Origin of the sequence: Arthrobacter dokdonellae (genome assembly GCF_003268655.1) — a bacterium.
GTDB lineage: Bacteria > Actinomycetota > Actinomycetes > Actinomycetales > Micrococcaceae > Specibacter > Specibacter dokdonellae.
Map to the genome: position 1 here is coordinate 1,879,786 of NZ_CP029642.1, position 18,587 is coordinate 1,898,372.

Genomic DNA, 18,587 nt, shown 5'->3' on the forward strand with positions numbered 1-18,587 from the left:
TTCATGGCAATCACCCTTTTGCCGCTGACCTCCGCCGCCGACGGGCTGGCAGATTCAGGTTCCTCGCTCATCTCGGGCACGGCGGGCGGCGCAGCAGTGCGCCGTTCCGTCCTGCCCGGGGGAGTGCGGGTCCTGACCGAGTCCATGCCGGGGCAGCGAAGCGCGACAATTGGTTTTTGGGTCGGTGTTGGCTCCCGGGATGAAACCGAGGGCCAACACGGCGCGACCCACTTCCTTGAACACCTGCTGTTCAAGGGCACCCTGCGCCGGACCGCGTTGGAAATCGCTTCCGCCTTTGACGAGGTGGGCGGGGAGTCCAACGCGGCCACGGCCAAGGAAAGCACCTGCTACTACGCACGCGTGCTGGACACCGACCTCCCCATGGCCATCGACGTCATCGCCGACATGGTCACCTCCGCCGTGCTGGACCCGGCCGAGCTGGAGCAGGAACGCGACGTCATCCTGGAAGAAATCGCCATGGACAGCGACGACCCCACCGACGTCGCCCACGAAAAGTTTGTTGAGGCCGTCATGGGCCGCCACGCCCTGGGACGCCCCATCGGCGGCACGCCGGAGGCCATTAAAGCTGTGCCCCGCGATTCCGTCTGGGCCCACTACCGCAAGCACTACCGGCCCGAGACCCTCGTCATCACCGCTGCCGGCGGCCTGGACCACGACGCCGTCTGCGATCACGTCCTCTCGGCCCTGCGCACCGCAGGCTGGTCCTTGGACGACGGCGTTGCCCCGGCCCCGCGCCGCGACTCCGCACCGGTTGCCATTGCCGGCACCGCCGGACTGCACGTGATCAAGCGCCAGGTGGAGCAGGCCAACATCATCCTGGGCTGTCCGTCGCTGACAGCCACCGACCCCCGCCGCTACGTCATGAGCGTGTTGAACTCCGTCCTTGGCGGCGGGATGTCCTCGCGCCTGTTCCAGGAGATCCGCGAAAAGCGGGGCCTGGTCTACTCGACGTATTCCTTCGCCTCCTCCTATGCCGACGCCGGCTACTTTGGCATGTACGCCGGCTGCTCGCCACAGAAAGTGGGCCAAGTCATCGGGCTGTTGACCGCCGAACTGGAGAAGCTCGCGGTGGACGGCATCACGGAGGCCGAGCTTGCCAAGGCACTGGGCCAGATGTCCGGCGGCATTGTCTTGGCACTCGAAGACACCGGCTCGCGCATGTCGCGGCTGGGCCGGGCCGAACTGGTCACCGGTGAATTCCTGGACATTGACGCGACTCTCGACCGCATCCGCGCAGTCACGACCCAACAAGTGCGGGAACTGGCAGGCGAACTCGTCGCGGCCCCGCGCACCGTGACAGTGGTTGGGCCGTTTGAGGAATCCGAGACCTTCGGCCTGTAGCCGGTGGCCGAGCCCCGAAGGAATCCGGTTTGGACAGCACCGCCGCGCCGCTGGAATGTGCCGACGGCGTGTTTTTCATTGAGGGTCCGGCGTCCAACTGGATCATCCTTCGCGACGGGAGGGAATTTTCCGTCATCGATTCCGGCTATCCTGGCGATGTCGGTGACTTTGTGAAGTCCATCCGGCAGCTGGGGCTTGAACCGCGGAACATGGCGGCGCTGCTCGTCACCCACGGCCACGTGGACCACACGGGTGCCGCCCGCATGCTGACGGAAGAATTCCACATTCCCGTCCTCAGTGGAGCAGCGGAACACGGCCAGATGATCGGGCGCGAGAAGAACCAGGTCTCCCCGCGGCAAGTCCTGGGGAAGGCCTGGCGGCCCCGCGTCTTCCGGTGGGCCCGCCACATCCTCGCAGCCGGCGGCGCGCGACCGACCTGCGTACCTGCGTCCGGCGTCTTTACCAACGATGTCCTCGCCGGGCTGCCCGGGGCACCCCAGGCCATTGACACCGCCGGACACACGCCTGGCCACACCTCCTTCCTGCTACCGTCCGGCTGCCTGGCCACGGGAGACGCCCTCGTCACCGGGCATCCGCTGTCCACTGTCACCGGGCCGCAGCGGCTGCATCCCATGTTTGACCATGACGGTGCCATGGCCGGCCGCGCCTTGGACCGGCTGTTGGCCTGCGCCGCCACAAACATCCTGCCAGGGCACGGAAAGGCCTTGGCATGCCCATAACCGAGGCAGTTTTCCTCGCCCGGCAAGTCGCCCGCCGGTGATCGCGCCTGTCGGTGATTGAGCCTGACATCGATACCTGGTGACTGAGCTTGTCGGTGGTCGGGCCTGTCGTCGATACCTGGTGGTCGAGCACCGGGCCCTGTGAGGACGTCGAGACCCTGGTCCCGGCGATGGTGCCCGTCGAAATCTAGGGTAGGGCGCCGCTGATTGAGCCCGTCGCCGCTGATTGAGCCTGTCACGGGTTGTCGGGGGTTTTAGGGGTTTTGGGCCTTGGTCGACGATGATGTTGCGCCGAAAATAGTTGTCCACAGATGTGCCGTTCGCGGCTTGTTTCCCGCCTGGATGCCGGTACCTGACCATAGAATGAAGGTAGTAAAGGATCAGGGAATTTCAGACTCTTGACGAATATATATTCGCCATGATTCCTCCAGGGACTGGAAGGGCGGGTGGGCAGGGTGGCGGCACCGGAGTGGGTGGAGCAGGGGACGGACACCGGGGCGCCTGCCGCCGCGTCCCCCGCTGCCGTTCCGCCGGCTCCGGTGCCCCTGGCGGGTGCCGGGGCCTTGGCTGGTCATGGATCCGTGGCGCCTGTCACGGCGTCGGTGTCCTCGGGTGCGGGGTGTGCGGTGCTGTTGTCCACGGCCGGGCTCCTGCTCGAGCAGTGTGCGGGGGTGTTTGATGCGGTGGTGCTGGCGCAGTTGGATGCGGCCCTGGCCCATGAACTCGCCGGTGATGCCCGCCGCCGCGCGGTGGAGGGCGCCGAGCGGCTGGAGCAGCAGGTCCGGGCCGGGGCCGCGGCGGGGAACCTGGCGGACCTGGCCCAGTTCGTCTCCACCGCCCGGGGAACCGCCACGAAGGCCCAGGCCCAGGCCGCCGCGGCCACCGAGGTCGTCCTGGCCCTGGGCGGCACCCTCGGCGGCAACACTGGAAACCCTGCCGGGACCACGGACACCCCGGGGGCCGTCGCGGCGGGTTTTGATGCTGGCGTGGTGGACAGGGTGGATCCTGCCGCGTTGGTGGAGGTGATGGCCCGTTTGGAGGAAGTGAAGAACGCGGCGGCCGCGGCGCAGGCCCAGGCCCAGGCCGTTTTTGTTGCCCAGCAGCGCCTGCTCCAGGCCAGGTCCGGGGTGCCCCGGGAGAAACTGGGCAAGGGCGTCGCGGAACAGGTGGGCCTTGCCCGGCACGAGTCCGCGTCCCGGGGACGGATGCTGTGCGGGCTCGCGCACGTGGTGGTGCGCGAAATGCCGCACACCATGAACGCGTTCTCCGCCGGGATCCTCAGCGAGTACCGGGCCCGGATCCTGGCCCGGGAGACCGCCTGCCTCTCCGCCGGGGACCGGGCCCGCGTCGACGCGCTCGTGTGCGCGGACCAGGAAAAACTCGCCACAATGGGCAGCCGGGAACTGGCCGCCGCGGCGAAAAACGCCGCCCTGGCCCTGGACCCGGCCGCCGTCGCCAAACGCTTCGCCCGGGCCGAATCCGAACGCAACGTCTCCCTGCGCCCGGCCGCCGACGGGATGACCCTGCTCAGCGCCCTGGTCCCGCTGCGCCAGGGCGTGCGGGCCTACAACCTCCTGACCAAGATCGCCGACAGCGCCAAGGCCGCCGGAGACGAACGCGGCAAGGGCCAACTCATGGCCGACACCCTCCTCCACCGCCTCACCCGCCACACCCCCTGCACCCACAACACAGACGACCCCGGCACCGGCGGCAACCAAGACACCGCCAGCACCGCCAGTTCCGACAACCCCGCGGGCACCTCCGGCTGGCCCGCGGACTGGACGGCGGACTGGACGGCGGACTGGGCGGGCGAAGGCAGCCGCCCGGGCCGGGCGTGGCTGTGCACCACCGTGACCGAGCCCGACATCGCCCTGGAACTCATCATGACCGACCGCGCCCTCTTCGACGGCGCCAGCGACCCCGCCCTGCTCGTGGGCCACGAACCCATCCCCGCACCGGCAGCCCGCGCCATGATCTACGGCACGCCCACCAACACCGACTCCGGCAGCATGAACAGCGGCAGCGACGCCGACACCGGCGACGGTGCCGTCGCCGGCGGGGAAAGCGACCGGGTGGAAAGCGGCGGGGCGGACGGCCGGCCCCCGGGCCGCGCGGCGGCGTTTTCGCCCACGGTGTGGATCAAGCGCCTCTTCACCCACCCGGAAACCAACGCGTTGCTGGCCATGGACTCCAGGGGCAGGCTGTTCCCGGAAGGCATGAAGGAATTCCTGCGCCTGCGCGACCAAACCTGCGCCACCCCGTACTGCGACGCACCGATCCGCGACTACGACCACATCAAGTCCTGGGCCGCAGGCGGGCACACCAGCATCACCAACGGCCAGGGCATGTGCCGCGCCTGCAACCAGGCCAAGGAAGCACCCGGCTGGACCAGCACCACCAGTTCCAACGGCACAGCCGCGCCGGAAACCACCGTCACCACACCCACCGGACACTGCTACATCTCCACCGCCCCGCCACTGCCCGGACCCACACGCAGGCAACGCCCCCAACGCTGCTGACCACAGAAACCGACCACCAGCGGCAGGTCCCGTCCAACGTCGGGCCCGACCAACTTCCCGCCAACAGCGAAAGTCGGTTATCCTCCGGCGAACGGCGGCAGGACGTCGATCACGTCGTCCGGTGCCAGGACGGCCGCCAGGTTCCGCTGGGAGACCTCATTGACCAGGAAGCTGCAGCGCGTCAGCAGCTCAGGAAGCGGAGGCGTGCTCGACGAGGCGGACACTGGAAAGGACTCCATCAGGAGCTTGGCTAGGTCGCCCAGCGTGAACGGGGCCGAGCCGGCCACGGAGGCAAGTTCCACTACCTGCCACTCAACGCCCGTGGCCGCCGCTGCGGCGGCAAAAAACCGTACGTCCATTCTCAGCCTCCTATGGCGCTCATGCTGCGATCCGGCTGCACAAAGTCCGCGTCGCCCAGGCCGGGGTGGCCCATGCCGTGGGCTTTCGGCTTGGCCCACATGGCGTCCTGCCAGCGGGCGGCGACGGCATCGTCGTCGTCCGGGGAAGTGCCGGCACGCAAGAGCGCCAGCAGGTCCACTTCGGTGCGGGAGAACAGGCAGCTCATCACTTTGCCTTCGGCCGTGATTCGCGTGCGGCGGCAGTCGGTGCAAAACGGCTCGGTGACGGAGGCAATGACGCCCACGGTGCCCAGCAGTTCGTCGGAGCCGCGGTCCCTGACCTCAAAGCGTTCGGCGGGGGCGCCATCACGCAAGCGGGGATCGGGGGAGAGCACAAAGTCGCGGCCCAGCAGCTCGCGGATCTCGGCGGCTGTGATCATGCCGCTGCGCGTCCAGCCGTGGTCGGCGTCGAGCGGCATCTGTTCGATGAACCGGAGCTCGTAGCCGCGCGCCAGGCACCAGCCCAGCAGCTCCGCGGCGTGGTCGTCGTTGACGCCCCGCATGAGCACGGCGTTGACCTTGAGGGGGCGCAGGCCCGCGGCGTCGGCGGCCTCGATCCCGGCCAGCACCTGGTCGAGGAACGGGCGGCGTGTCAGCTGCAGGAAGGCGTCGTGGTGCAGCGTGTCCATGGAGACGTTCAGCCGCGTCAGCCCGGCATCGGCCAGGGCCTGCGCCTTGCCGGCCAGCCCCACGGCGTTCGTGGTGAGCGAGATGGGCAGTGCGGGGTGGTTCCGGCGCAGGGCGGCAACGATGTCCACGAGGTCGGCCCGCACCAAGGGCTCGCCGCCGGTCAGCCGCAGCTCGCGGACCCCCAGGCGGTCTACGCCCAGGCCCACCAGCCGCACAATTTCGCCAGCTGTGAGCAGCTTGGATTTCTTTAGCCATTCCAGCCCTGCTTCCGGCATGCAGTACCGGCAGCGAAGGTTGCACTTGTCCGTCAGCGACAGGCGCATGTCCGTGGCAACCCGGCCGAACTGGTCCAGGAGACCCTCCAATGCCGGCCGCGCAGACACGGCCGCCGGCCCGGTGGCGCCCGCAGGTACCGCCGGCATGCCCAGTGTTACGCGTCCAGTGTCCATGCCTCCACGCTACGCCATCGGCGCCGTCTGGGACCCGGCGGCGCTTTGTCCCGACCGCGAATCTAGAATTGTGACATGGGGTCGCCGTGGTTTCGGCGAACGGAAAGGATGCCATGCAGGCACGTGGGTACTGGGGTTTGGCCGGGGTGGTGTGCACCGGCGTGGGCGTGGCGGTCGGCGAACTTGTTGCCGCCGTCGTCAGCCCGTCGGCGTCGCCGGTGAGCGCAGTGGGTCAGGGCGTCATCGGAGCCCTCCCCGGAGGCATGAAGGAGTGGGCCATCCACCTTTTCGGCACCTCCGACAAGACCGTCTTTTTGGTCACCATGGTGGTGGTCATGGCCGTGCTGGCTGCGGCCGCGGGGCTGCTTGAGCAAGCCCGGCGCGGCGTTGGCCTTGCCCTCATCGCGCTGTTCGGCCTGGCCGGCATCGTGGCGGTCGCCTCCCGCCCGGACGCTTCCGGCGTAGCGTTCGTGGCCCCCGTGCTCGCTGGCGGGCTGTCAATGGCGCTGCTCGCGTGGGTGCGCGGCAGGTTCCTCCAGCCCGGCCTGGCTGCGGAGTTGAAGGCGGAGTACGACGCCGGCCGCCGCCTACGTGCCCCATCCACGGCTTCCGTGTCTTCCCCGGCAATGCTCTCAGCAATGCCCCCGGCAATGCCCCCGGCAGCGTCCGCGGCACCCTCCGCGGCCCTCGCAGCACGGAACGCCACCCGCCGCACCTTCCTGGGCTACATGGGGGCCGGGGCAGCCGTGGCGCTGCTTGCGGGGGGTGCGGCGGTCATGCTGCGCCGGGCCTCGGTGGTGGTGGCGGACCTGCGGGCCAAGGTCACCCTTCCCCGTGCCCTCAAGCCCGCACCGCAGGTCCCGGCGGCGGCCGTTCTGGACATTGCCGGCATCACCCCGCTCGTCACGGACCCGACCAACTTTTACCGCATCGACACGGCGCTGGTGGTCCCGGCCGTGAACTCGGACACCTGGAAGCTCACAGTCAACGGCATGGTGGAGCGTGAGGTCTCGCTGACCTTTGCCCAACTCTTGGCCAAGCCGCTCGTGGAGCGCTATGTGACCATTGGCTGCGTGTCCAACGACGTCGGCGGGGACCTGGTGGGCAACGCGCGCTGGCTGGGCTGGCCGGTGCGTGAGCTTCTGGCGGAGGCCGGCGTCAAGCCCGGGGCGGACATGGTGCTCTCCCGCAGCACGGACGGCTTCACGGCCGGGACACCCCTCGAGGCGCTCACGGACGGCCGGAACGCCATGATCGCGGTGGGCATGGACGGCGCGCCGCTTCCCCTGGTGCACGGCTATCCGGCCAGGCTCATTGTGCCAGGCCTCTACGGCTATGTGTCGGCCACGAAATGGCTGTCTGAACTGAAGGTCACCACCTTCGCCGCCGACCAGGGGTACTGGACGCCGCTGGGGTGGAGCGCGCGCGGGCCCATCAAGACGGCGTCGCGCATCGACGTCCCGCGCTCCGGCGCGAATCCTGCGGCCGGACGGTTCACGGCGGCCGGGGTGGCGTGGGCGCCCCAGCGCGGCATTGCGGGCGTGCAGGTCCAGCTCGACGGCGGCCCCTGGCAAAGTGCCTCGCTGGCGGCCGCGCTGAACAAGGACACCTGGGTCCAATGGCAGGCGCCCCTCACCCTCACGCCCGGCAAGCACCAGCTTAAAGTGCGCGCCGTGGACGGGACCGGCGCCGTGCAGACCGGGGACGTGGCACCGCCGGCGCCGGACGGCGCCACCGGCTGGCATACGGTCGAGTTCAACGCCGCATAGACGTGGGCCGCGGCACCGGCCAACAGGCACGCGCCGGTCGCCGCCGTCGCGGGGTGCCTCGCCTAGGATGGGCTTAAAGTCCGCAGTGCGTTGCTCCTGGAGGAAAACCGATGCGAAGAACAGTCACCGAGCATCAAAAGGCCGTGCTCGAGGTCCTGGCCCATGCCTGGAAAGGCGGGAAAGGGACCGCCGTGCTGCACGACGCCGGAACCCGGGTCCCGTTGGCCGACGCGCCGGGGCGCGTGCTGGCCGCGGCGCTGTCGGCGCCCCTCGACCTGCCACCGTTCGCCAACTCCCAAATGGACGGCTTTGCCGTCCGGGTGAACGACGCCGAAAAACAATCCAAAGACGTTGATTCCATAAAATCAACCGTTTACCGCGTCGCCGCGGCAATCCCCGCCGGCAGCGTGCCGCCGCCATTGCAGGAGGGCATGGCCGCGCCCATCATGACGGGGGCCATGCTGCCGCCGGGCGCCAACGCAGTGGTTCCGGTGGAGAAGGCAAACCCCGCACACTTCCCCGAGGAGGGCGGCACGGTGGAACTTCCCGCCACCGCCCCGGGCACCTTTGTCCGCGCCAGGGGAAGCGACCTGGCCGCCGGAGCCCTGGCCATTCCCGGCGGTGCGCTGCTGAACGCCGCACACATCGGGCTCGCCTCCGCCCTGGGCTGCAGCTCACTGACGGTCAACCCGCGGGTCCGGGTGCTCCTGGTCACGACGGGGGACGAGGTCCTGCTGCCCGGAGACCCCCGGGCGGCTGACGGGCTGCCGGAAGGCATGATTTTCGACGCCAACATGGCTCTGCTGCGCGCCAACCTGCAGCAGGCCGGAGTTGAGGTGGTGCTGGCCCCCGTGGTGAGGGACGAGCCGCACGCACTCCTGATGGTGCTGGACGAGTACGTGGACACCGTGGATCTGGTCGTGTCCACGGGAGGCATCAGCGCCGGTGCCTTTGAAGTGGTGAAGCAGGCGTTGTCCGGCTTCGAGGTGGACTTTTTCTCCGTGGCGCTGCAGCCCGGCGGTCCGCAGGCGCTGGGCACCTACCGTGGCGTGCCGTTCATCGGCTTCCCCGGCAATCCCGTCAGCGGCGTGGTCTCCTTTGAACTGTTCCTTCGCCCCGCGCTGACTGAACTGCTGGGCGTCCCCACGCCACGCCCGCGGGTGCTGGCGGCCTTGGGCCACCCGCTCAGCTCGCCGGAGGGAAAGCACCAGGTCCGCAGGGGCATCTACGAAGGGCCCGGATACGAATCGGCAGCCTCCGTGCGCGAGGTTGGCGGCCCGGCGTCGCACCTTTTAGGGCCGCTGGCCCAGGCCAACGCCCTCATCCACGTCCCCGCGGGCGTGACGGAATTGCACGCCGGGTCAAAAGTGGAAGTATGGCTGTTGTGAACAACACGCAGCCCCCTGAATTAACCCATCTGCGCCGGGACGGCACTGCCCAAATGGTGGACGTCTCCGCCAAGGCGGTCACCGTGCGCGAGGCCACGGCCGCCGGTACGGTCCACACCACGGCCGAGGTCATGACCCTGCTGGGCGCCGGCGAGCTGCCCAAGGGCGACGCCCTGGCCGTGGCGCGCGTGGCCGGGATCATGGGCGCCAAAAGGACGCCGGATCTCATTCCCCTGTGCCACCCGCTGCCACTATCCAAGGTCACGGTTGACTTTGGCCTGGGTGCCACCGCCGTTACCATCACGGCCACGGTCAAGACACGCGGCGTCACGGGCGTGGAGATGGAAGCCCTGACGGCCGTGTCCATCGCGGCATTGAGCGTCTACGACATGGTCAAGGCCGTGGACAAGCACGCCGTCATCTCCGGCATTCAGGTGCTGGCCAAGTCCGGCGGCAAGAGCGGGGACTGGACAATGGACCCCGCGTCCGGCGCCCCGGCGGGAGCCGGCGCATGAACGGCTGCGAATCCGGTGCCGGCCCGGGCGCGGCCGGGGTGGTCATCGCCTCCACCCGCGCGGCCCTGGGCGTCTACCCCGACAAGACCGGGCCCATCATCACCGGCTGGCTCCGGGAGCACGGCTTCGAGACCGGCGAACCGGTGGTGGTCCCCGACGGCGCGCCTGTCGGCGCCGCCCTCAGCGCCCTGCTGGGGCGGCATCCCGCCGTCGTGATCACCAGCGGCGGCACCGGGCTGAGCCCCACCGACGAAACCCCGGAAATGACCCTGCCCGTGCTGGACCGCGAGGTTCCCGGCATCATGGAGGCCATCCGCGCCGCCGGCCTCGCCAAGACGCCCATGGCCGTGCTCAGCCGCGGGCACGCGGGTTTGGCCGGGCGGACATTCGTGGTCAACCTGCCCGGCTCGCCCTCCGGCGTCATGGACGGACTGGCCGTGCTGGACCCCCTTATCAGGCACATCTGCGAGCAGGTCGCCGGCGGCCATGGACACTAACGTCGAGGTGGTGGCCGCGCTGCTGAGTGCCGGGCCGATCTCCGTGGACGCCGCGATCGCCGCCGTGGAATCGGAGACCGCCGGGGCCGTGGTGAGCTTTAGCGGCGTCGTCCGCAACCACGACGGCGGAAAAGAGGTTGCGCGGCTGTCCTACAGTGCCCATCCGCTCGCCCGGGGCGTGTTGGATTCCGTGGTGGCCTCCGTGGTGGAGGGTGCCGCGGATCCGGACGGGCACCCCGTGCGTGTCTGGGTGGCACATCGCGTGGGGCCCCTGGGGATAGGCGAGCCCGCCCTGGTCGCAGCCGTCGCGTCCTCACACCGGGCCGAGGCCTTCGCCGTATGTTCGGAGCTGGTGGAGCGCATCAAGGCCGAGGTGCCCATTTGGAAGGAGCAGTTCTTCACCGACGGAACCGCCGAATGGGTGGGCGCCGGCGCGCTTCCCGGCGGCGCGGCTCCGGACCCGTCCATGAATGCCGCGGACAATCCGGGGCGTGAAAGCCAGTAGTCTTAAAAGCATGAGTGAAATGCTGAAGGTGGCCGTGCTCGGTGCCAAGGGACGAATGGGAACCGCCGCCGTTGCGGCCGTCGAAGGGGCCGCCGGGATGGAGCTGGTGGCGGCCCTGGGCCGCACCGATCCGCTCGACCTTCTGGTGGAAAAGGGCGCGCAGGTGGTTGTTGACCTGACCGTTCCCAGTTCCACCGAGGCCAACGTCCGCTTCGCCGTCGAACACGGAATCCACGCCGTGGTGGGCACCACCGGCTGGGACGCCGGCCGCCTTGCCGCCCTGCGGGACCTGCTGGCGGAACACCCCGAAACGGGCGTGCTGATAGCCCCCAACTTCGCCCTGGGCTCGGTGCTGGCGACCCACTTTGCCGCCAAGGCCGCCAAATACTTCGAGTCGGTGGAAATCATCGAACTGCATCACCCGCGCAAGGTGGACGCGCCCTCCGGCACCGCGCTGCGCACGGCCCAGCTCGTCGCCAAGGCCCGCTCCGACGCCGGCGTCCCGGCAGCGCCCGACGCCACCGAAACGGAGCTCGACGGCGCCCGCGGCACGTCTGTGGACGGCGTCCCCGTCCACAGCGTCCGCCTCGCCGGACTCGTGGCGCACCAGGAGGTGCTGCTGGGCAGCCCGGGGGAGGCGCTGACCATCCGCCACGACTCCTTCAACCATGCTTCCTTCATGCCCGGCGTGCTGCTGGGCGTGCGCACCGTGGGCACCCGCCCGGGCCTGACCGTGGGCCTCGACGGCTACCTTGACCTTGAAGGCTGAATCCGTGGCGAAGACAGAGGGATCCGGGCTGCGCATGTCCAAGACCAAGATCTGGGTTGCGCTGATCTGCCTGCTGCTGGTGTTCTACCTGGTGGTCATGGTCCAGCGCTCGTTCACGTTGATGTTTGTTTCCCCGGAATGGCAGGCCAAGGTCATGGGCGCCGCCTATTTCCTCGTCCCGCTCGTGGCCGCCTGGGCGCTCATCAGTGAGGTGCTTTTCGGAGCCCGCACGGAGAAGCTGGCCAACATTCTCGAGTCCGAGGGCGGCCTGCCGGTGGACAACCTTCCGCGCACCCCCGGCGGCCGCATCATCAGGGAGGCCGCCGACGCGGAATTTGAAAAGTACAGGCTGGAGGCCGAGTCGGCCCCGGACGACTGGCGTTCCTGGTTCCGGCTCTCTTGCGCGTACGACGCCGCCGGAGACCGCAAGCGTGCCCGCAAGGCCATGCGCGACGCCGTGGGCATGTACCGCGCCGGCTGAACCACATTCTGTGTTGGACAAGTTGCACTCGGAAAGCGGTTTCTCGGCAAATTTAGGCAAATTTAGGGCAACAACTGCAACATAGATTGATAGGAGCGGGAAGACGATGGTGAGCAGCACACACAACCCGGATGACGGCGTCGAACTTTCCTATGACGTGGTGGGGGAGGGGGATCCCATCCTCCTGATCCACGGCAGCGCCCTCAGCCGCGCCATCTGGCGCGGTTTCGGCTACACCAAGGCGCTGCGCGGGAACCACCGGGTCATCACCATGGATCTGCGCGGGCACGGCCGCTCCGGCAAGCCGCACACGCAGCCGGCCTACGCGATGGACGTTCTGGTGGCAGACGCCCTGGCCGTGCTGGATGCCGCGGATGCACCGCAGGCCCACTTTGGCGGCTATTCGGTGGGCTCCCGCGTCGGCTTCTCGCTCGCCGTGGCCGCTCCGGAACGCCTGCTGTCCCTCACCACGCTCGGCGGCACCTTCCGGATCCAGCCCGGCAGTGTGGGGAAGCTGTTCTTCCCGGAGTACGACGCCGCACTCGGCTCCGGCGGGATGCCCGCCTTCGTCGCGGGCTGGGAGGCGAGGATCGGCGCACCGCTGGATCCGCAGACCAGGGCGGCGTTCCTCGCCAATGATGCGCACGCATTGCAGGCCTACTTCCGCCAGACCGAGGCCGAGCCCGCCATCGCCGAATCCGCCGTCGCCGCGCTGGAGCTGCCCGGACTGCTGCTGGCCGGCACGGCCGACCGGGACCGGCTGGCCGACTCCCGGCGCGCGGCTGAACTCATGCCCAACGCCCGGGTGGTGGAACTCCCCGGGCGGAACCACGGCAGCACGCTCTTCCCGGCGCAGCCAATCCTCGACGCATGGCTGCCGTTCCTGCAGGAGGCGCGCGCCGCGGCCAACCGCTGACGCGGAAAGGCGCAGGGCGGCCGTCCACGAAGTGGCGCACGTTGAACGAAACGGCCGCCGAGCAGGTAACGTTTTATCCATGTCTGAGTCTGATATTGCCACCCGCCCCTTCGGAACGCTGGTGCCAGCCATGGTCACCCCCTTCACCGCCGACGGGGCCGTGGACTACAAGCAGGCAGCGGGCCTGGCCACCAAGCTGGTCGACGGCGGCTGCGACGGCATCCTGGTCACCGGCACCACGGGCGAGACCTCCACCCTGACGGACGAGGAAAACCTTGGCATGTTCCAGGCCGTCCTGGACGCCGTGGGGGACCGGGCCCGCGTCATCGCCGGCACCGGCACCAATGACACCCGCCACTCCATCAACCTGTCCCGGCGCGCCGCAGCCCTGGGCGTCCACGGCCTGCTGATCGTGACCCCGTACTACAACAAGCCCAGCCAGGCCGGCATCCAGGCCCACTTTGAGGCGATTGCCGACTCCACTGAACTCCCCGTCATGCTCTATGACATCCCGGGCCGGGCGGGCGTTCCCATCGCCACCGAGACCATCATCAAGCTGGCCGACCACCCTCGCATCACCGCCCTCAAGGACGCCAAGGCGGACTTCAGCGCCACCACCCGCGTGCTGGCCAACACCGACCTTGACGTCTACTCGGGCGACGACGGACTGACGCTGCCGCTCATGGCCGCCGGCGCCGTCGGACTGGTCAGTGTGAGCGCCCACGTGGCGCCGCAAAAGTTCCGCGCCCTCATCGACGCCGCGGCCGCAGGCGACTTCACCACGGCCCGCCGCCTGCACTTTGAGCTGGACCCGGTGGTGCGGGCCACCATGGGCCATGTGCAGGGCGCGGTTGCCGTCAAGCAGATTCTCAAGTGGCAGGGCATCCTGTCCAACTCGGTGGTCCGGCTTCCCCTCGTGGAGCCCGGCGAGGCCGACATCGCCCTGATCAAGGCTGACCTCGCGGAAGCTGGAATGGAATTGTAGCCATGACCCAAATGACCGAGCCGGGGCTGCGCACTCCGCCACCATTGCCGGCCGACACGCTGCGGATTGTTCCGCTCGGCGGCATTGGCGAGATCGGTCGGAACATGACCGTCTTTGAAATAGGCGGCAAGCTGCTCATCGTGGACTGCGGGGTGCTCTTCCCCGAAGAGGACCAGCCCGGCGTCGACCTGATCCTGCCGGACTTTTCCTACCTTGAGCACCGGCTTGCGGACGTGGTGGGCCTGGTCCTCACGCACGGCCACGAGGACCACATCGGCGCGGTTCCCTACCTCCTGCGCCTGCGCAGCGACATCCCGCTGATCGGTTCGCAGCTGACGCTGGCGCTCGTCGAGGCCAAGCTCGCCGAACACCGCATCAAGCCGTGGACGCTGACCGTCACCGAGGGCCAGGTGGAGGACCTGGGCCCGTTCCAGTGTGAATTTGTGGCCGTCAACCATTCCATCCCGGACGCCTTGGCCGTGTTCATCCGCACCGCGGGCGGCAACGTCCTGCACACCGGCGACTTCAAGATGGACCAGCTGCCGTTGGACGGGCGGCGCACCGACCTGCGCCACTTTGCCCGCCTGGGCGAGGAGGGCGTTGACCTGTTCCTGGTGGACTCGACCAACGCCGACGTCCCCGGCTTCACGACCAGCGAGGCCGAGATCGGACCCACCTTGGAGGCCATGTTCGGCAAGGCCGACAAGCGCATCATCGTCGCCAGCTTTTCCTCCCACGTCCACCGCGTCCAGCAGGTGCTCAACGCCGCCGTGCTGCATGGGCGCAAGGTGGCGTTCGTGGGCCGCTCCATGGTGCGCAACATGGGCATCGCCGCGAAGCTGGGCTACCTGAACGTGCCGGCCGACGTCCTCGTGGACCTGAAGAACGTGGGCGCCCTGCCGGACAACAAGGTGGTCCTGATGTCCACCGGATCCCAGGGAGAACCCATGGCCGCGCTGTCCCGCATGGCCAACGGCGACCACAAGATCGCCGTCGGCCAGGGCGACACCGTGATCCTCGCCTCCTCGCTGATTCCGGGCAACGAAAACGCCGTGTTCCGCATCATCAACGGCCTGCTCAAGCTTGGCGCGGACGTCATCCACAAGGGCACCGCCAAGGTGCACGTCTCCGGCCATGCGGCCGCAGGCGAACTGCTCTACTGCTACAACATCCTGCAGCCCAGGAATGTCATGCCCGTGCACGGGGAAACCCGCCACCTGATCGCCAACGGCAAGATCGCGCAGTCGTCAGGGGTCCCGGCGTCGAACGTGCTGCTGACCGGCGACGGCGCAGTGATCGACCTAGCCGAGGGGCGGGCGCGGATCACCGGCCAGGTGGAGTGTGGCTTCGTGTACGTGGACGGGCAGAGCGTGGGCGAAATCACGGATGAGGACCTCAAGGACCGGCGCATCCTCGGCGACGAAGGCTTCATTTCGATCATCACCGTGGTCAACCGTTCCACCGGCAAGATTGTTTCCGGCCCGGACATCCACGCCCGCGGCGTGGCCGAGGAAGACTCCGTCTTTGACGAGATCAAGCCCCAGATCGCCGCGGCCCTCGAGGAAGCGGTGACGGCCAGCACCGACCACACCACTCACCAGCTCCAGCAGGTGGTGCGCCGGGTGATCGGCACCTGGGTCAACCGCAGGCTCCGCCGCCGCCCCATGATCATTCCCGTGGTCCTGGAGGCATAGCCCGCCACCGCGGCCGTTGGAAGCCGAAATCCGCGGAAAGTTGCGCCAAACAAGGTAGCTTGGGAGGTATGGCGACTCGTTCTTCCCCCGCTCGCGCGTCCGCCGGCAAGCAAGGCGGCGCGTCCGCGCGCCCTGCGAAGACCGCCAAAATGCCGAGCACCCGCAGCAGGCAAACCGTTCCCGAACCGCAGCATGTCTGGCCGGTGCGCTTTGTCGCCGGCCTGTGGCAGGGGCTGGGGCACCTGATCGGCGGGGCCATCCGCCGCATGGGCGCCGACGTCAGCGGCATCGCCCACGAGGACCGCCGCGACGGCAGCGGCCTGTTCTTCATCCTCCTCGCCGCGCTCATCGCCACCTTTGAGTGGTGGGGCCTGACCGGCGGCGTGGCCGACGCCGTCCACGGCGTCTTTCAGGGCACGTTCGGCTGGTTCGCGGCCATGCTGCCGCCCATGCTGCTGATCTTCGCCATCCTGGTGTTCCGCCAGCCCACCAACGTCCGCGCCAACAACCGCGTCGCCATCGGCTTCTCCCTCATGGTCATCTCCGGCTGCGCGCTGGCACACGTGGCCGGCGGCATGCCTGACGCCGGCAGCGGCTTTGCCGGCGTCAGCCGCGCCGGCGGCATGGTCGGCATGATCGGCGGCGGCCTGGTCGGCGCGGCCAGCCCGGTGCTGGCCGTCGCCGTCTTCTCGATCCTGGCCTTCTTCAGCCTCCTGATCCTCACCGCCACACCCATCCGCCACATTCCCGACCGGCTGCGCAGCCTCTACGAACAGCTCGTCGGCACCGCTCCGCGGCATGACGACGTTGCCGACGGCCACGACCAGAGCTACCTCTACGACCGCGAAGACCTTCCCAAGGAGAAGAAGCCCCGCGCCCTGCGCGGCCGCAAGAAGGCGGCCGCGGACACGCTCGAGCCGGGCTACGACACTGACGGTGCCTTTGACACGCCACTGGTTGACGTGGCCGACGACGACACCGGGGCAGCGCCTGCCGTGCCGTCCCTGCCGCCGGGCGTGCGGCGTCCCACGCGGGACGAGCTGGCCGCGGACAGGATCAAGGCCCGCCAGGGCCTGCCCACCTCCACCGGCCACGAGGCCGCGGACGGCCACCTGGCCGCGCCGGACGCGGTCACCGAGGCCATCGGGATCGTGACGGCCGGCGCCGCCACCCGGGCCATGCCAGCCCCGCCCAGCAGCGTGCCCGCGCCGATCCCTGCGCGGTCGGAGCAGCTGCAGCTCTCCGGGGACGTCACCTACACCCTGCCGGAATCGGACTTCCTGCCCGCCGGGCCGCCGGCGAAGGACGCCACGGATGCCAACGACGCAGTGGTGGCGGCGCTGACCGACACCCTGAACCAGTTCAATGTGGACGCGGCCGTGACCGGCTTCAGCCGCGGCCCCACCGTCACACGGTATGAGATTGAGCTGGCGTCCGGCACCAAGGTGGAGCGCGTCACGGCCCTGAGCAAGAACATCTCCTACGCCGTGGCGTCCTCGGACGTGCGCATCCTCAGCCCGATCCCGGGCAAGAGCGCCATCGGCATCGAAATCCCGAACGCGGACAAGGAGATCGTGGTCCTCGGCGACGTCCTGCGGTCGGCCAACGCCCGGCGCACCGACCATCCCATGGTCATGGGCGTCGGCAAGGACGTCGAGGGCGGCTTCGTCGTGGCCAACCTGGCCAAGATGCCGCACCTGCTGGTGGCCGGCGCCACCGGCGCCGGAAAGTCCTCCTTCGTCAACTCCATGATTGTTTCGATCCTGATGCGCTCCACGCCCGACGAGGTCCGCATGGTCATGGTCGACCCCAAACGTGTGGAACTGACCGCCTACGAGGGCGTCCCGCACCTGATCACCCCCATCATCACCAACCCCAAGAAGGCCGCCGAGGCGCTGCAGTGGGTGGTGCGCGAAATGGACCAGCGCTACGACGACCTGGCCAACTACGGCTTCAAGCACATTGACGAATTCAACAAGGCGGTCAAGGCCGGCAAGGTCCATCCGCCCGTCGACTCCAAGCGCATCATCCGCCCGTACCCGTACCTGCTGGTGATCGTGGACGAGCTCGCCGACCTGATGATGGTGGCCCCGCGCGACGTCGAAGACTCCATTGTGCGCATCACCCAGCTCGCCCGGGCCGCCGGCATCCACCTGGTGCTGGCCACGCAGCGCCCGTCCGTGGACGTGGTGACCGGCCTGATCAAGGCCAACGTCCCGTCCCGGATGGCGTTCGCCACGTCCTCCGTCACGGACTCCCGCGTGGTCCTGGACCAGCCGGGCGCCGAAAAGCTGCTGGGCCAGGGCGACGCCCTGTTCCTGCCGATGGGCAAGTCCAAGCCGATCCGTGTCCAGGGAGCCTGGGTCACCGAGGCCGAGATCAAGCGCGTCGTGGACCATGTCAAGGGCCAGCTGACAGTCCACTACCGCGACGACGTGGCCGTTGAGGCACCCAGGAAGCAGATCGAAGACGACATCGGCGACGACCTGGAGTTGCTGCTGCAGGCCACCGAGCTGGTGGTCACCACGCAGTTTGGCTCCACCTCGATGCTCCAGCGCAAGCTGCGGGTCGGCTTCGCCAAGGCCGGGCGCCTGATGGACCTGCTGGAATCGCGCGGCGTGGTTGGACCTTCCGAGGGTTCCAAGGCGCGCGACGTCCTCGTCAAGCCCGACGACCTTGCCGCCACGCTGGCCGCCATCCGGGGCGGCGGTGCGGGCGAGGGTCCTGCCGAAGGCGGAGCTGGCGTCGCGCCAACGGAAGGCGGACCGTCCGACGGCGGGCCGGGCCCGGCAGTCGGGGACGCCATGACGGCCGCCCTGACGGAGAACGCGAACGCCAACCACGGCTGGGGCACGGACCTGGTGGCCGAGGACCTGGCCAGCCGCACCGAGGCCGTGGACTACTACGACGGTGACGACGAGGACGGCGGCGAGGACGCATGGTCGCTGACCGGACGGTGAGGCCGGGCTG

Annotated in this window: 16 protein-coding genes; 14 read left to right on the plus strand and 2 right to left on the minus strand. The window is 69.0% G+C overall.

Annotated elements, in window-relative coordinates; translation table 11 throughout:
• The first annotated feature begins 3 nt into the window (after positions 1–3).
• From DMB86_RS08370 to DMB86_RS08380, 3 genes are all read left to right on the plus strand, one after another.
• A complete protein-coding gene (locus tag DMB86_RS08370; RefSeq protein WP_113717369.1) occupies positions 4–1,362 on the plus strand; it encodes a M16 family metallopeptidase in 1,359 nt (452 codons plus the stop codon).
• A gap of 29 nt (positions 1,363–1,391) precedes the next feature.
• On the plus strand, positions 1,392–2,102 hold the full coding sequence (locus DMB86_RS08375) for an MBL fold metallo-hydrolase (RefSeq protein ID WP_171814425.1): 711 nt from the start codon (positions 1,392–1,394) through the stop codon (positions 2,100–2,102).
• A 455-nt stretch (positions 2,103–2,557) separates the two neighbouring features.
• Positions 2,558–4,621 (plus strand): HNH endonuclease, encoded by a 2,064-nt coding sequence (locus DMB86_RS08380; protein WP_129545501.1) that lies wholly within the window; start codon positions 2,558–2,560, stop codon positions 4,619–4,621.
• 77 nt (positions 4,622–4,698) lie between these two features.
• Here DMB86_RS08380 and DMB86_RS08385 read toward each other — a convergent pair whose 3' ends face one another.
• Together DMB86_RS08385 and moaA are read right to left on the minus strand one after the other, a co-directional pair.
• Positions 4,699–4,980 carry a MoaD/ThiS family protein gene (locus DMB86_RS08385; RefSeq protein ID WP_113717372.1) on the minus strand — a complete coding sequence of 94 codons (282 nt, stop codon included), beginning with the start codon at positions 4,978–4,980 and terminating at the stop codon, positions 4,699–4,701.
• A gap of 2 nt (positions 4,981–4,982) precedes the next feature.
• Positions 4,983–6,098 (minus strand): GTP 3',8-cyclase MoaA, encoded by a 1,116-nt coding sequence (gene moaA, locus DMB86_RS08390; protein WP_113717373.1) that lies wholly within the window; start codon positions 6,096–6,098, stop codon positions 4,983–4,985.
• A gap of 113 nt (positions 6,099–6,211) precedes the next feature.
• On the opposite strand from moaA, the gene DMB86_RS08395 reads away from it, so the two are divergent.
• From DMB86_RS08395 to DMB86_RS08445, 11 genes are all read left to right on the plus strand, one after another.
• Positions 6,212–7,867, plus strand: a complete 1,656-nt coding sequence (locus DMB86_RS08395) for a molybdopterin-dependent oxidoreductase (protein ID WP_113717374.1) — start codon at positions 6,212–6,214, stop codon at positions 7,865–7,867.
• A 110-nt stretch (positions 7,868–7,977) separates the two neighbouring features.
• Positions 7,978–9,255: a molybdopterin molybdotransferase MoeA gene (locus DMB86_RS08400; RefSeq protein WP_113717375.1), complete on the plus strand. Its 1,278-nt coding sequence runs from the start codon at positions 7,978–7,980 to the stop codon at positions 9,253–9,255.
• Complete coding sequence (gene moaC / locus DMB86_RS08405) at positions 9,243–9,770, plus strand: cyclic pyranopterin monophosphate synthase MoaC (RefSeq protein WP_113717376.1); 528 nt, start codon at positions 9,243–9,245, stop codon at positions 9,768–9,770. Before DMB86_RS08400 ends, moaC begins: the two co-directional genes overlap by 13 nt.
• Positions 9,767–10,267 (plus strand): MogA/MoaB family molybdenum cofactor biosynthesis protein, encoded by a 501-nt coding sequence (locus DMB86_RS08410; protein ID WP_113717377.1) that lies wholly within the window; start codon positions 9,767–9,769, stop codon positions 10,265–10,267. The genes moaC and DMB86_RS08410 overlap by 4 nt, the downstream gene beginning before the upstream one ends.
• Complete coding sequence (locus DMB86_RS08415) at positions 10,257–10,772, plus strand: molybdenum cofactor biosynthesis protein MoaE (protein ID WP_113717378.1); 516 nt, start codon at positions 10,257–10,259, stop codon at positions 10,770–10,772. Before DMB86_RS08410 ends, DMB86_RS08415 begins: the two co-directional genes overlap by 11 nt.
• 10 nt (positions 10,773–10,782) lie before the next feature.
• Positions 10,783–11,541 carry a 4-hydroxy-tetrahydrodipicolinate reductase gene (gene dapB / locus DMB86_RS08420; protein ID WP_113717379.1) on the plus strand — a complete coding sequence of 253 codons (759 nt, stop codon included), beginning with the start codon at positions 10,783–10,785 and terminating at the stop codon, positions 11,539–11,541.
• Positions 11,542–11,575: 34 nt separating this feature from the next.
• Positions 11,576–12,022 (plus strand): hypothetical protein, encoded by a 447-nt coding sequence (locus tag DMB86_RS08425; RefSeq protein WP_113719427.1) that lies wholly within the window; start codon positions 11,576–11,578, stop codon positions 12,020–12,022.
• 106 nt (positions 12,023–12,128) lie between these two features.
• Positions 12,129–12,938 (plus strand): alpha/beta fold hydrolase, encoded by an 810-nt coding sequence (locus tag DMB86_RS08430; RefSeq protein WP_113717380.1) that lies wholly within the window; start codon positions 12,129–12,131, stop codon positions 12,936–12,938.
• 79 nt (positions 12,939–13,017) lie between these two features.
• On the plus strand, positions 13,018–13,923 hold the full coding sequence (dapA, locus tag DMB86_RS08435; RefSeq protein WP_113717381.1) for a 4-hydroxy-tetrahydrodipicolinate synthase: 906 nt from the start codon (positions 13,018–13,020) through the stop codon (positions 13,921–13,923).
• 2 nt (positions 13,924–13,925) lie between these two features.
• Positions 13,926–15,617: a ribonuclease J gene (locus DMB86_RS08440; protein ID WP_113717382.1), complete on the plus strand. Its 1,692-nt coding sequence runs from the start codon at positions 13,926–13,928 to the stop codon at positions 15,615–15,617.
• Between the two features lie 68 nt (positions 15,618–15,685).
• Positions 15,686–18,577 carry an FtsK/SpoIIIE family DNA translocase gene (locus tag DMB86_RS08445; protein WP_113717383.1) on the plus strand — a complete coding sequence of 964 codons (2,892 nt, stop codon included), beginning with the start codon at positions 15,686–15,688 and terminating at the stop codon, positions 18,575–18,577.
• Positions 18,578–18,587: the final 10 nt, after the last annotated feature.